This is a genomic window from Sporosarcina luteola, assembly GCF_023715535.1.
Lineage (GTDB): Bacteria > Bacillota > Bacilli > Bacillales_A > Planococcaceae > Sporosarcina > Sporosarcina luteola_B.
Genome location: NZ_JAMBOI010000001.1, coordinates 509,130 through 523,435, shown reverse-complemented (window position 1 = coordinate 523,435; position 14,306 = coordinate 509,130). Strand labels below are relative to the sequence as shown.

General features: G+C 46.9%; 11 protein-coding genes and 1 pseudogene. 8 read left to right on the top strand and 4 right to left on the bottom strand.

Translation table 11 applies throughout. The features are described 5' to 3' along the window. Positions 1–147 precede the first annotated feature (147 nt). Together M3191_RS02315 and M3191_RS02310 are read left to right on the top strand one after the other, a co-directional pair. A complete protein-coding gene (locus M3191_RS02315) occupies positions 148–1,962 on the top strand; it encodes a GGDEF domain-containing protein (protein ID WP_251697832.1) in 1,815 nt (604 codons plus the stop codon). Between the two features lie 192 nt (positions 1,963–2,154). Then, positions 2,155–2,637: pseudogene (locus M3191_RS02310) on the top strand (amidase domain-containing protein); the annotation flags it as partial. 94 nt (positions 2,638–2,731) lie between these two features. On the opposite strand, the gene M3191_RS02305 reads toward M3191_RS02310, so the two are convergent. Next, positions 2,732–3,577 (bottom strand): DegV family protein, encoded by an 846-nt coding sequence (locus tag M3191_RS02305; protein ID WP_251697830.1) that lies wholly within the window; start codon positions 3,575–3,577, stop codon positions 2,732–2,734. A gap of 181 nt (positions 3,578–3,758) precedes the next feature. Here M3191_RS02305 and M3191_RS02300 point away from each other — a divergent pair, with 181 nt between their 5' ends. Beyond that, complete coding sequence (locus tag M3191_RS02300; RefSeq protein ID WP_251697829.1) at positions 3,759–4,352, top strand: nitroreductase family protein; 594 nt, start codon at positions 3,759–3,761, stop codon at positions 4,350–4,352. Positions 4,353–4,740: 388 nt separating this feature from the next. Here the strand turns inward: M3191_RS02300 and M3191_RS02295 are convergent, their stop codons facing one another. After that, on the bottom strand, positions 4,741–6,138 hold the full coding sequence (locus M3191_RS02295; RefSeq protein WP_251697828.1) for a dipeptidase: 1,398 nt from the start codon (positions 6,136–6,138) through the stop codon (positions 4,741–4,743). A 168-nt stretch (positions 6,139–6,306) separates the two neighbouring features. On the opposite strand from M3191_RS02295, the gene M3191_RS02290 reads away from it, so the two are divergent. The 3 genes from M3191_RS02290 to M3191_RS02280 all read left to right on the top strand — a co-directional run bounded on the left by M3191_RS02290 (position 6,307) and on the right by M3191_RS02280 (position 9,801). After that, the gene (locus tag M3191_RS02290; RefSeq protein ID WP_251697827.1) at positions 6,307–7,566 is read left to right on the top strand and encodes a hemolysin family protein; all 1,260 of its coding nucleotides are present in this window, start codon (positions 6,307–6,309) and stop codon (positions 7,564–7,566) included. Between the two features lie 124 nt (positions 7,567–7,690). Beyond that, positions 7,691–8,236 (top strand): RNA polymerase sigma factor, encoded by a 546-nt coding sequence (locus tag M3191_RS02285; protein ID WP_251697826.1) that lies wholly within the window; start codon positions 7,691–7,693, stop codon positions 8,234–8,236. 107 nt (positions 8,237–8,343) lie between these two features. After that, positions 8,344–9,801 carry a phospholipase D family protein gene (locus M3191_RS02280; protein ID WP_251697825.1) on the top strand — a complete coding sequence of 486 codons (1,458 nt, stop codon included), beginning with the start codon at positions 8,344–8,346 and terminating at the stop codon, positions 9,799–9,801. A gap of 56 nt (positions 9,802–9,857) precedes the next feature. On the opposite strand, the gene M3191_RS02275 is transcribed toward M3191_RS02280, so the two are convergent. Continuing rightward, on the bottom strand, positions 9,858–10,043 hold the full coding sequence (locus M3191_RS02275; protein WP_251697824.1) for an SE1832 family protein: 186 nt from the start codon (positions 10,041–10,043) through the stop codon (positions 9,858–9,860). A 24-nt stretch (positions 10,044–10,067) separates the two neighbouring features. Then, positions 10,068–11,144: a PseG/SpsG family protein gene (locus M3191_RS02270; protein ID WP_251697823.1), complete on the bottom strand. Its 1,077-nt coding sequence runs from the start codon at positions 11,142–11,144 to the stop codon at positions 10,068–10,070. A gap of 114 nt (positions 11,145–11,258) precedes the next feature. Between M3191_RS02270 and M3191_RS02265 the strand changes: the two genes are divergently transcribed. Together M3191_RS02265 and M3191_RS02260 are read left to right on the top strand one after the other, a co-directional pair. Beyond that, positions 11,259–13,193, top strand: coding sequence for a cation:proton antiporter (locus M3191_RS02265; protein WP_251697822.1), 1,935 nt, complete (start codon positions 11,259–11,261; stop codon positions 13,191–13,193). A 76-nt stretch (positions 13,194–13,269) separates the two neighbouring features. After that, positions 13,270–13,833, top strand: a complete 564-nt coding sequence (locus M3191_RS02260) for an NADPH-dependent FMN reductase (RefSeq protein WP_251697821.1) — start codon at positions 13,270–13,272, stop codon at positions 13,831–13,833. The last annotated feature ends 473 nt before the right edge of the window (positions 13,834–14,306 follow it).

Here is a 14,306-nt window from a genome sequence, read left to right as displayed (position 1 = left end):
CTACCCTATTGGAAGTTTAATAAACGGAATAAGGGGAAGGGTTAACTAAAAGGTTAATGGTGAGAAAGTACCATTCAGAATATTAGGAAATATGTAGGCCCTGTTGTATATGTAGTAGGTAATTTTTAGAATGTGAGGTCACCATTTATGACTAATCGTAACTATTTGTCTGTGCTTTTCTATATCGCATTTTTAATTTTGTCCATACTTGCAAATAACTATCCTGTACTATTAGATTTCGGGCTGACATTTTTTATGCCGACAATCTTTCTACTGATTATCCTTTCATTATATAGTTTACCGATTGGCATCATATCCGCATTGATTACTGCAGGGGTGGGATTGTATAGTGACGGTTCAATAGTTGGTTTTGTGTTACTCATAACTGAAATCACTGTGGTCGGCTTACTACTGAAGTATCGCGGTTTTGGTGAATTTCATAGCGTCCTTCTCTATTGGTCAATCATTGGAATGCCGGTCTTTGCAGTTTATATTTATGTGTTCAGTGATTTGGATAGTTGGTTTGCAGCATTGGCACTGATCAGCAAATTGCTCAATAATATCCTATGTGCCCTTGCGGCTGAAATTATTCTTACATACATCCCACTCCGGAAGTGGATCGGTAGGGTTGAAATGAATGAATATTCAGCCCGGACCCTAATTTCGCACATCATTCTCGTGGCAATTGTTCTTCCCTATTTATTTTTTATAATCGGCGACGCCAGATACACACAGAATCAAATCGAGCGATCAATAAGCAGTCAGCTTGAGAGACAGGCAAGCATCATTTCAAATGACTTGCAGGATTGGGATGAGCACTCGGAATTGGCATTGCCTCTTCAAGGCGTTTTTCGAGATGCGAAAATCGATTCTTCGGTAGGGAATATGGATGAACAAAGTTTGCAATTCTACATAATGGGCAAGGAAGATCGGATAGTGTATACAAATGCACCCGCCACATTGGAAAGCACTGTTGCCAAAATTAATGGCGAAGGCTATTTTATTGAGATGGGGAAAAGCGGTTACAAATGGATGCCTGATAAGTCGAGTGGCATAGACGATATTGCAATCATCGACGAAACGAGCTATTTGTACACAGTTGAAGACGGAAATAATATGCGTATTGTTATAGAAGCCCCTTTACGCAGTCTGTTTGAAAAAGAGATACGGGGATTCGCATTGGAGTATGCGAATCTATTGCTGTTCATCATTCTAGGAATTGGTTTCATAGCTATCTTGAAAGTATATTTAATGCGTAGTTTTAGCAAACTCTCGGAAACAACGACGGGACTTCCTAAAAAACTTAAAGGGTTGGCACATATCAATTGGCCAACAAGTCGAATGGTTGAGTTCAACAAGTTAACGGATAACTTCAAGGAAATGTCACATGAATTGACAGAGATGTTCAATGAGTTGCAGGAGTCAAAGAACCGCCTGCATTTTATGGCTTATTATGATTCGCTGACAGGCATGAAGAATCGTCCCTATTTTATGGGTGTTTTAAAAAACTCAGTGGAGTCAGCCGGAAAGGAAAGTCCACATGCATTACTGTTCATGGATTTGAATGGATTTAAAGGTATTAACGATACATATGGACATGAGACAGGGGATATCGTTCTTCAACAGATTGCCAAACGGTTAACGATGACATGTGGAGAAAAGGGCTTGCTTGCTAGGCTCGGCGGAGATGAATTCGTCGTGCTGTTGCCGTTTTCCTCGAGGGAATTGGCTGCCGATATGGCTGAATGCATTATGAAGCAAGTAGAGAAGCCGATTCACATTAATGGCAACATGCTACAAGTAGGCATTAGCATCGGTATCAGTTTGTATTTTCATGATTCGCATACTGTAGATGAGTTGATGTACCACGGCGACATGGCGATGTATGCATCGAAAGCCGCGGGAGGCAGCCGTTTTACATTCTATGATTCCATTTCGCATGAAGGGCTTGTAAACGGATGAGAAGATGATATAAGTTCTTATGATGATATTCCTTTCAATCCTAAAGGGCTTCATGTAGACCTGTCCGGAAATCTGGTGTGAACACTGTACCCATTAGACCTATTTACTATGAGATGAAGATACTGAACCACTATATGTGCATTGCGAACCGCCCGTTTTCATACGATGAGACACGGGGGTGTTCATAAATTGTATAACCGGGGAGCGGCGGTCCGGTATGCGGATGAATGGTGGAATCGCAGGAATCCGGCCTATCCTTCATTTGATGTCGACTGTACGAGTTTTATTTCACAATGTCTGCGCGCTGGCGGGGCGCCGATGTATGGGTATCCGAACCGTGAACGTGGCTGGTGGCTACAAGGGGGGACGTGGAGCTTCAGTTGGTCGGTTGCACATTCAATGCGATGGTATTTGGCGGGTTCCAAGAAGGGATTGACCGCACGACAAGTCTCTTCGCCTGAGGAACTAGATCTCGGTGACGTCATTTGCTATGACTTCCAAGGGGACGGACGATTCGACCATACAACGATCGTCACGGCGAAGGACGGCGCTATGCCTCTTGTCAATGCTCATACGTATGATGCGTATCATCGGACATGGGATTATAAAGACTCCTATGCATGGCGGGAAAATGCGAAGTATGTCTTTTTTAAAATCAATGACCAATTCTCGTGAAGCGAAAAAAGACGGAGCCATTCATTCAGGCGTTCCGTCTTTTTTTACGTTATCCATTTGTTTCATTTAGACTCCGTACGATCAACGCTTATATTTAGTCATACCACAACATGGCGATTGTCCCTTCGCCTGCATGAACGGCGAGGGTGGAGCTGATGTCGCCGATTTCCACGCTAAGCCCCGGCACTTGGCTGAGAATCAAATCTTTCAATTGCTCTGCCTGTTCCGGTACATTGCCTTGCATTAAATACACATTGCCTTTGCCTTTCGGATGGCCTTCTGCAACCTTATCGACTAAATACTGCAGCGCTTTTTTTTCCGAACGGACTTTATCAATTGCTTCTAATCTCCCATCAGACGTGATTTGGATGATCGGCTTCACTTTCAACAAGCTGCCGAGGAAAAATTGGACACCGCTCATCCGGCCGCCTTTGTACAACTGTTCCAATTGGCCGATGTAAATGAAGTTCTTCAATGTCGACGTCATTTTTTCGAGCTGTTCTTTTATTTCCGGTACGGATGCTCCTTCATTTTGCAATTCCATCCCTTTCTCAATCAACCCGGTGATCCCGTATGACAGGGAGAGGGAATCGATGAAGGTGATAGGGAAGCCCGCGATATCAGCGCCCGCCATGGAAGAGGAGAGAGTGCCGCTCAACTTGGCTGAGACGTGGATGGCGATTGCTTGCTCATAGTTTTCCGCAATTTTTTTGAACTGCTCGGCAAATTCACCGGCTGACGGTTGGGACGTCTTTGGAAACTCTGTTGCGTTTTTAATATTTTCGTATAATTGCGCTGGCGTCAGGTCGACACCATCTACAAATTGCTCTTCCCCGAAATGTATATTCAACGGAATCGAATAGAAATCAGGGTGATTTTTCAGTCCTTCTGAAATATAGGCAGTACTGTCTGTTATCCATGCTATCGGCTTTTTTCTCATTTGGCAGTCATCCTTTTCTAAACATTCGCTTCTTTCATTACTATACTATAGAAAGTAATCCTACGGAATACAAATAGAATTAAATAATTTGGAAGATCAATGAAACTGACGAGGATTTCCCTAATCGCTTGCTTATCGTGTATAATGGTCGTCAGTATGATACAAAGGGGAGTTCATAGTTATGAATGAACAGGCACTTTCGGTAAGAGAAGCAATCATTAACCGGCGCTCGGTTAAAAACTTTAATGGGCAGCCGGTCGATCTTGAAAATATAATGTCCGTCTTGGAAGACGCTAGATGGGCGCCGAACCATGGCTTACGCAATCCATGGCGCTTCATCGTTGCGGCTAACCAGGAATACGTCAAGTTCCAGGATGTCCTAAAGGAATATGGCGTTCCTAAGTGGAAAGAGTTGTCCGAAGAGGACTTGGAGAAGCAAATGAAGAAATTCCGCGCTCCCGGCGCCGTCGTTTTCGTCGTCGTGAAAGAGGATGTACGCCAGAAAGAGAGGATGGAAGATTTTGCAGCGGCAAGCGCGTTGATTCAAAATGCGATGCTTCTTGCATGGGACCAGGGAATCGGGACGTGCTGGAAAACACCGCCATTCATCGACAATCCGAAATTCCGTGAAGAGCTAGGTGTGAAGCCGGGCGAGCGGATCATCAGCATGCTGCAATTCGGCTATTACGACGATATTCCAAAAAACCGTGTACGCACGCCGCTTGAAGACATCGTCACGTTTTATGGCAAGGAAGACGCACAGGTAGAGGAATAAGAAAAGAGCTGTCCAGAAAGTCGACAAATGACTCTCTGAGACAGCTCTATTTTTGTAATGAAGGAGTTCAGCGCTCAAAGCAAGCTGCCCCGCGCTCAAGATTCCGCTTCCGCGCTCAAGGCAAGTTGCTCTGCGCTCAAGAACTCGCTTCCGCGCTCAAGGCAAGCTGCTCTGCGCTCAAGAACTCGCTTTCGCGCTCAAGGCAAGTTGCTCTGCGCTCAAGAACTCGCTATCGCGCTCAAGGCAAGTTGCTCTGCGCTCAAGAACTCGCTTTCGCGCTCAAGGCAGGCTGCTCTGCGCTCAAGAATTCGCTTTCGCGCCCAAAGCAAGCCGCCTCGCGCTCAAAATTCGAGCCTTCGCGCTCAAAGCAAGCCGCCGCCCATCCTATTTACTTCTTCAAATCATCCTTCGAAAACTGCGCTAGCTCATAATAATAATCTCCAATAACGCGCAAGCCTTTATCGAAGTTCTCCAAATGGAAATGCTCGTTAGGCGCATGGAAATTCTCGCTCGACAGGCCGAATCCCATAAGGACAACTGGTAAATTCAAAATTTCATCGAATGCCGCCACGATCGGAATCGACCCGCCCATTCGCGTAAAAGCGGTCGGCACATCATATACTTTCTCATAAGATTTTCCTGCCGCTTGGATGGCTGGATGATCGAAAGGCGTGATGAAAGGCTTCCCTTTATCGAACTCGCTCACCGTCACCGATACGCCGGCAGGTTTATGCTTTTCGATATGAGCCTTCAATTTCTTGATGATGTCCTCCGGATTCTGGTCGGGAACGAGACGGCAAGTGATTTTTGCGCCGGCTTCGGATGGCAATACGGTTTTGATGCCTTCTCCTGAGAAGCCGCCAAAGACGCCATTGACTTCCAAAGTGGGGCGTGTCCATGTCCGCTCCAAGTACGAATAGCCTTTTTCGCCGAATAGCTCGCCGACGCCGATTTCCTGCTTCAATGCATCCTCGTCGAAGTTAAGTGCTTCGTACGCAGCACGTTCTTCATCCGCTAACGGACGTACATCCTCGTAAAAACCGTCGACCGCAATCGTCCCTTCCTTATCATGGAATGACGCAAGGATTTCCGAAATCGCGTGGATTGGATTTTGCACACCGCCTCCGTAAATGCCTGAATGCAAATCGCCTTTCGCGCCTTTGACGTCAATCTGGACGCCGGCAAGTCCCCGCAATCCGTAACAGATCGCTGGCTTTCCAGGTCCGTACATGCCCGTGTCGGAAATGACGATAATATCGGCCGCCAATTTCTCTTTATTCTCCTCGATATATTTCTCGAGGTTCGGACTGCCGATTTCCTCTTCACCTTCAATGATGAATTTGACGTTCACAGGCAAGCTTCCGTTTTCATTCATAAGCGCTTCGACCGCTTTGATATGCATGAACACTTGGCCTTTGTCATCACTCGCCCCGCGTGCATACAATTTATTGTCGCGTACTTCCGGTTCGAACGGGCCGCTTTCCCACAGGTTCAACGGGTCGACGGGTTGTACGTCGTAGTGCCCATAAAACAGGATTGTCGGTTTGCCCTCCGCATGGAGCCAGTCCCCATAGACGACGGGATGTCCTTCCGTCTCATCGATCGACAGGTTTTCAAGCCCCGCCTGGCGGAATGAATCCTTCAACCATTCAGCTGCTTTCTGCATATCAGACTTATGCTCTGACAAAGCACTGATGCTAGGAATACGAAGGAAATCTATCAATTGCTCCAAATGCTCTTCACGTTTGGATGTGAAGTACGTATCTAATTTCTCCAACTGACTCATAGTGAATCCCTCATTTCAAAATTATTTCGTGAATGAAAGTATTATATCATGTTGATAGGAATCAAGTTATTCAAAAGGACGGATTTGCTATGAGTATGTTATGATGATATGTAAAAGTTGCTAAATGAACGAACTGTTGAAGTACAGAAACTCCGGGAGGAATCACTTTTGTTTATAGCACTAGGGTTCTTTTTACTTATGTCGTTCTTCCTTTCAGGGAGTGAGACGGCCCTTACTGCGGTCAACCGCATGAAAGTTCAGCTGCGTGCTGAGCAAGGCGATCCGAAATCGATCAAGCTAAGAAACTTGATTTCGAAGCCGGACCGGATGATCACGGCCATCCTAATAGGAAACAACGTAGCAAATATTATGATGCCGACAATCGTCACAATGATTGCAATCGATAGAGGTTTAAAAGTAGGGGTTATGACAGGGATTTTGACGGTCGTGCTCATCGTATTCGGGGAAGTGTTGCCGAAGACGATTGCAGCGACGTTTGCTGATCGAATTGCCTACGTCGTAGCGCCAACGATTTCGATACTGGTCGTACTGTTGACGCCATTGACGATTCTCCTCTCTTTATTCACGAACATCTTCGTTCGTATCATTTCGAAAGGTGCTGTAACGGAAGCTACGTTGACGAAGGAAGAGCTCCGTTCCATGGTGGACATCGCTTCGACGGAAGGGACATTCGAACAGGAGGAATCGCTCCGGTTGAAAGGCGTTCTCGATTTTCCGGAAAAAGACGTCTCCGATGTCCTGGAAACACACCGTACCGATGTGATCGGGCTGCCGATCGAATCGACGTACGAAGAAGTACGCGATACGATATTGGAATACTTCTATACACGTTACCCGATTTACGAGGAAAGCATCGACAAGGTCGTTGGGATTTTCTATTCGAAGACGTTGATTGAATGGTCCATGCATCCGGATAAGAAGCTTGCCGATTTGATGGATGAAGAGCCTTTATTCGTAGTCCAGACAGCAAGTGTCGAAAAAGTGTTCAAACTTATGCTTGCGAATAAAAAACATATGGCCATCGTGCTCGATGAATACGGCGGAACGCTTGGTATCGTCACACAAGAGGATATTATCGAAGAGATGATCGGGCAGGATATCGAGGATGAAACCGACTTCGATGAAGAAGTGCTCGTCTATGAAAAGAACGAGGACCTGCTCATCTGTCATGGCCGACTTGAAATTGTCGATGCCATCGACCTGCTCGACGTCGAATTGCCGACAGACCATGAAACAATTGGTGGATTCGTCATGCAAGAGCTCGGTCATGTACCCGAGGAAGGGGAACGTTTTACATACGAAAACCTGTACTTCGAAATAGAGGAAATGGATCGCAGCCGCATCGTCAAGATGAAAATCACGAAACGGTATGATCAGGAAATTGAACAAAAACATCCCGCAGATTAATTGCGGGGTGTTTTTTTGAGTGAAACTTACAACTTTGTAAGTTTAGTGAAAGACAAGTCGATAGTTTGTAATGGAAGATTCCTTGATAATGAGGACAACAGTTACAAAACGGAGGAGTTATCGCATGAAAATCGACTTGACAGAGCTATACGACGAATATGGCCGTTACATATATCATTTATGTTTGAAATTGACTCGCAATAAAGAGGAAGCTGAAGACCTCATGCAAGACGTATGGGTCAAGGTTGTCCGCTACAGCGGAAAGATGGATAGTGTAGACCGTATGAAAGCTTGGCTGACGACAATCTGTATGAACACATTCCGCGACCGTTACCGGAAGGATGTCAGAAGAAGCAAACACGTTATGAACCAACCTGAAACATTGGACGTTCCGATACTCGATTTGGTTCCCAGCGACAATATGACACCGAGCGAATTGATCGAACAAAATGACATCCAGCTCATGGTGCAGCAGAAAATCGGCGAATTGGACAGCATATACCGGACAACAATCGAATACTTTTACGTCTACCAATATTCGTTGATCGAAATCGCGGAGTTGATGAAAGTATCGATCGGCACAGTGAAATCCCGTCTGTTCCGTGCGAAGAAGTACTTGAAGGAATTAATGATGGACGACACAACAGTGAGGGAATACGTCACTGCTTAAACCGATAATGAATGGAATGCCTCTATTAATTAATAGGGGCATTTTTTAGTTTGCAACCAGTCAGTTAAGGGAACTTGTAATGGCAAGTAGAATACGGGGTTGATTGAATGGAAAAAATGAAAAAATGGGTGAGTCCGAAATGGATCATCCTTATGGCCATCCTATTATTCACATTCCTATATGTAGGTGTGATTGTTTGGCATACATATAAACCGCTCCCGGATAATCTGAATTACAAGGGGGATATCCATTGGACCGACGATATTGAGATGCTCACCGACCTGACGTACGCCCAAAACAAAAAAGGCGATGGGATGGTGCATGAGCTCTCCATCTTTGATGAAATCTATAAAATGATTGACGAGGCGGAGGAGTTCATCGTCCTTGATTTCTTCCTCATGGACCATTATACGGATGAAAAGATCGACTTTCCCAACATTTCGGAAACGCTGACGGAGAAATTGATTCAAAAGAAAAAAGAGCATCCGAAAATGCCTATCATCTTTATTACCGACCCCCTCAATACTGGTTACGGCTCTTATGAATCGAAATGGTTCAGCCAAATGGAGGACGCTGGCATTGAAGTCGTCTATACCAATCTTGATGATTTGCGGGACTCGACACCTATCTATTCGGGGCTGTACCGGACCATTTTCCGCTTTGTGAATTTCGAGAAGGAAGGCTGGATCGCCAATGCGATGTCGAGTAATGCGCCGAAAATGACGCTGAGATCCTATATGATCCTTTTGAATGTGAAAGCGAACCACCGGAAGACGATGGTGACGGACAAGTCAGCAATCGTGACGTCAGGCAATCCGCATGACGCGAGCGGCCTTCATGGCAATGTCGCTTTGAAAGTGAAAGGCGCAGGCATTTTGAACGATATTTTAGAGGCGGAGGAGGCGGTTGTCCGCTATACAAATGGCGGCTCCTTGCCGCGTGTGGAGGCCAAGGAGGACTCTGACGGCGGCGATTATGCAGTCCAATACTTGACGGAAAAGAAGATCCACGATGCGCTTCTCGGTGATATTTCCGCAGCTCAAACAGGCGATACAATCCGAATGGGCATGTTTTTCATTGCAATGCCCGATATCGTGCAGGCGATTGTCGATGCGTCGAATCGTGGCGTCCATGTCCAAATGATTTTGGATCCGAATGAAAACTCGTTCGGCAATGAGAAGTCGGGCTTGCCGAACCGTCCAGTTCTTCAGAAGATGATGGACGAGACGGATGGGAAGCTTGATGTCCGTTGGTACAATACGGTCGTCGGACAATACCATACGAAGCTCGTCGTCGTCCAGACGAAGGAGGAAACGTATATAACGAACGGCTCTGCAAATTTGACGGATCGGACGCTGAACAATTACAACCTCGAAGCGAATTTGAGGGTCGTCGCGTTGAACGACAGCGAGCTGTCAATTGAAATCGATGACTATTTCGACCGTCTTTGGAACAATGAAGATGCTCTCTACACACTCGATTTCAAGGAGTACCAAGATGGATTCACATTCTTCCAACGGGGCATCTACCGCCTTCAGGAATTACTGAAACTGACAACCTATTAAACGTAAAAAGGCTGTCCACGAACAGGAATCCCGTTCGTCGGCAGCCTTTTCTTTATTCAAGAAAGCTCAGCAAGCTGTTTGTTCAGTTCAGCCAATTTTTCTTCCATCGCGGCCAGGCGCTGCTCCGCTTTATGGACGGAATCCGCGTGCCCGGTAGATTCCAGTTTCTCCACGTCGCCTTGCAAGCTGATATAATCCATTTTCAATTCCGCGATTGCTGATTCGATCTGTCGTTTATTCATAAGGAAAACCCCCATCGTTTTCCTTCAGTGTAGCATATCCGACAGCGCTTTTCCGCCCGCTCCGCGTTTCGGGTGTTCCAATAAATAATGGATTGTCTCGACAATTTTATCTTTCCCGTTGCCGAGCCCGAGCGATAGTTGGCGTTCAATCGAACGTTTTCTCAATGGTTCATGCAGCAGCGGCTCCATGATTGCATTCAGCAGATTCGACTGCTTCACTTTCCTGCCGAGACCGAGATGGACGAATCCGTGCTGTTCTTTCGGAAATGCAAGTCCAAGCTCGAAATCGTTCTGGGAGAGCACGACGCACGGGATGCCTATGACTGCGACTTCATAAGGCATATAGCCCGATGCGCATAAAACCACATCCGCTGTCGCGTAGACTTCGGCCATATTGTACGGCGGCTGCTGGACAACCGTGTTGCGTCTTCCGAGCGCCATCATCCGGAGTGTGCTGACGTCATGAGAATAGCACTCACCGACGAGGATGGTCACTTTCAACGGGATCTGGAGCTGGGACACATGCCGGAGTGCGCGATATGTCAAATTCCCTTCATCCTCTTCGCCGAATGAAATGACGAGATGGGGGAGGGGACCCGGGGCAGTTTTCCGCAAACCGGATTTTTCAACAGATCTTAATGTTGGATCGGCAATGAAAAGCTGGCGATCTATAATAATATGTTCCGCATGCTCTTCGATTGTTTCCTCTAAAAGTGTCTGAAATACGAAATCCGCTTGATTCTTTCCGTCCCCGAAATCATCGAAATGCAAAAGGGAAGGGATGATATTGCGGATTTTCTCCACTTCTTCGGAAACTGTAGGGCCTGTATCACGGATGAGGAGGTCGGGACGGATAAGCGTCAATGTCTGTATAAGATTGGCCTTTTTACCGATCGTAATCGATTTGAAGCCATCGGGAGGTGAAGGGGAGTTTTCACCGACGATGAATAGGACGTTCACTTCTTTCGCGATGTCCTTGGCGAGCACGGATGCCCTTTTCGCAGGGTACGAACCTTTGCCGTCCGACCTCGCAATGTAAAATGCAACAGTTTTCTTTTTTGAGTTTTCTATTGGAATCACCCTTTCTATTCCTGTGTACAAACTACTCTCCTTTTCACCCTATGTTTGGAAAAAACGAGTTATGTACAAATACGTTGAATGAAAAAGGAATTGTGATAAACTATCACTTATTCTTAATGAAACGGGGTGTTTCCGTTGTTCGATTCTTTATTGTTCGACTTGATGCTCGTCATCTTGATCGGAATGCTTTCCCAATGGATCGCATGGAAATACCGCATGCCCGCAATCGTCGTCATGGCACTCGCGGGATTGCTCGTCGGTCCGGTATTCGGATTGATCAATCCGCAAGAAAGCATGGGGGATCTATTTGGCCCGATCATCACGTTTGCAGTCGCGATCATCCTTTTTGAAGGAAGCTTGAATCTGGATGTTAGGGAAATAAGAAGTTTTAGCAAGCCGGTCGGGAGGATTGTCACAATCGGGGCATTCATCGCCTGGATCGCCGGCTCGTTGGCGGCGCATTATTTAGCGGGACTTTCATGGGAGGTCGCTTTCATTATCGGAGGGCTGTTCATCGTGACCGGCCCAACAGTGATTCTGCCTTTATTACGACAGGCGAAGTTGAAACCGCGTCCAGCGGCAATCTTGAAATGGGAAGGGATTGTCGTCGATCCGTTCGGTGCATTGCTCGCTGTCTTTGCGTTTGAATTTATTAAATTTATCAATGCCGAAGTGACGTTGAAGGCGCTGCTGCTGTTCTTCGCGGCTTCCGCGTTTGCTGTCCTTCTCGGATGGTTCGCGGCATTGTTCATCGGGAACGCTTTCGAGCGGGGAAGCATCCCAGAGTTTCTGAAGGCGCCGATCCTATTCGTCATCGTGCTGTTCACCTTTGTCTTTGCGGATGAAATCATGCACGAAACAGGTTTGCTTGCCGTTACGGCGATGGGGATGAAGATGGCGAATATGCGCCTGACGACATTGAATGATGTGCGTCACTTCAAAGAGAATATTTCTGTACTGCTTATCTCAGGAATATTCGTCATGCTGACCGCGTCCCTTGATCCGAAAATCTTAATTGAGATTTTCAACCCGGCCATCATGTTGTATGTGGCGGCGATGCTATTTGTCGTCCGGCCATTGTCGATCTGGATTTCCACGATCGGGACGGATTTGAATATCCGTGAAAAACTGCTGATCGGCTGGATTGCACCGAGGGGAATCGTGGCGCTGACTGTGTCGGGTTATTTTGCCTCCATATTGCTGGAAAACGGCTATGAAGATGCGGAGCTGCTCACTGCCTTGACGTTTGCTCTCGTACTTTCGACAGTCGTTCTGCACGGATTCTCAATCGGGTTCATTGCTAGGAAGCTGAATTTGACAACGACGGACGAATCTGGCGTCGCCATCATAGGCGGAACGCGATTCGCGGCTGAACTGGCGCAGTCAATTAAAGATACTAGGAATGAAGTTCTGCTCATCGATCAGTCGTGGGCGGCGCTTGCAGATGCAAGAAAGCGCGGACTTGATAGTTATATAGGGGATATCTTGTCGGAGCAGGTTGAATATCATATCGATTTGACGCCTTACCGGTATATGCTGGCGATGACGAAGGTGGATCTGTACAACGCGCATGTTTGTGCGGACTTTGAGCCGGATCTGGGACGGGATCATTTGTTTCAAACGGCCTTCCACGTCGGAAAAGACGTGGAAGCATTCACGGTTATTGGCGGGCAGACGTTATTTTCCCCGTCGATCTCGATTTACAGTCTGGAGGAGCGGATGCATGCAGGGCATGTCATCCGGAAGACGCTCATTACGAAGCAATATAGTTACACGCAATATTTGCGCGAACGGGATGATAAGTCGATTCTGCTGTATATTCTGCGTACTGACGGCTTCATTGAATTCTTCACGCCGAACGTTGAATTGCAGGCGAACGCGGGAGATGCGGTGATCGCCTTGTCTTCTCCGGCGAAAACGATCGAGCGGGTGAAGGAGCGGTTGGAAGAAGAAAATGGAGACACGGAAATACCGTATGAAAAATTGGAAGAGATGTTCGCCGAAGATCCCTCTACAGGCAAGCGGGACATCCCGGGAGAAGCCCCGAAGTCGAATGGGAACTCCAAGTAAGCTCATTTTCAGGCAATTGTACTAAATGTTATGGTACGATTGTCATTGTGAACACAGCTTTAAGGAGGATGGACCAGTGAAAGTTTTGTTTGTGGACGGGACCATTATCGGCAGCAAAACGGGCGCGGTGCTTAACGCGGTCGAGGTATATGTGAAGGAAGCAAGTGGCGATTTCCAAATTGAACGGATGAAAATGGCGGATTATGATCATCAATTCGTCGATGGGCGTCCGTCGGAACAATATAACGAAGACATGCAGGAAATGGTTCGGAAGTTTGAAGAGGCGGATGCATATATCATTGCAACGCCGATCTTCCAAGGTTCCATTCCGGGCGTGTTGAAAAATGCATTCGACATGCTGCATCCACATGCAATGCGCTACAAGCCAGTTTCAATCGTCGCGAATGGCGGCACGTACCAGCATCATCTCGTTCCTGAAAATCAGCTGAAGCCGATTTTAGATTACTTCCGCTGTCTCGTAACACCGAATTTCGTCTACACCCATTCAGGCCATTTCGATCAGGATAACCGCATCATTGATGAAGATGTGCATAACCGCCTGCGCGAGTTGGCAAGGGTATTTGCGAAGTATACAGAGATGAGCCAAGATCTATCGAAAGATGTATTGGACACGAATTGAATTTAATTAGTGGCTGCCGTAGAAAGTCGGAAATCGACTTTCTATGGCAGCTTTTTTTAATGGGAGAAGGTCCCGCGTCCAAAGCGTGCTGCTGCGTGCTCAAAGCGAGGTGTTATGCGCTCAAGGTAGTCCGTTCCGCGCTCAAGACTAGCAATCCGCGCTCAAGGTAGTCCGTTCCGCGCTCAAGATAGGCAATTCGCGCTCAAGATAGTCCGTTCCGCGCTCAAGATAGGCAATTCGCGCTCAAGATAGTCCGTTCCGCGCTCAAGATAGGCAATTCGCGCTCAAGATAGTCCGTTCCGCGCTCAAGATAGGCAATTCGTGCTCAAGGTAGTCCGTTCCGCGCTCAAGATAGGCAATTCGCGCTCAAGGTAGTCCGTACCGCGCCCAAGATAGGCAATTCGCGCTCAAGTTGTGCCGTCCCGCGCTCAAAGGGAGCCGCTTCCGCCAAGCATGCAACGGAACGCGTTCTC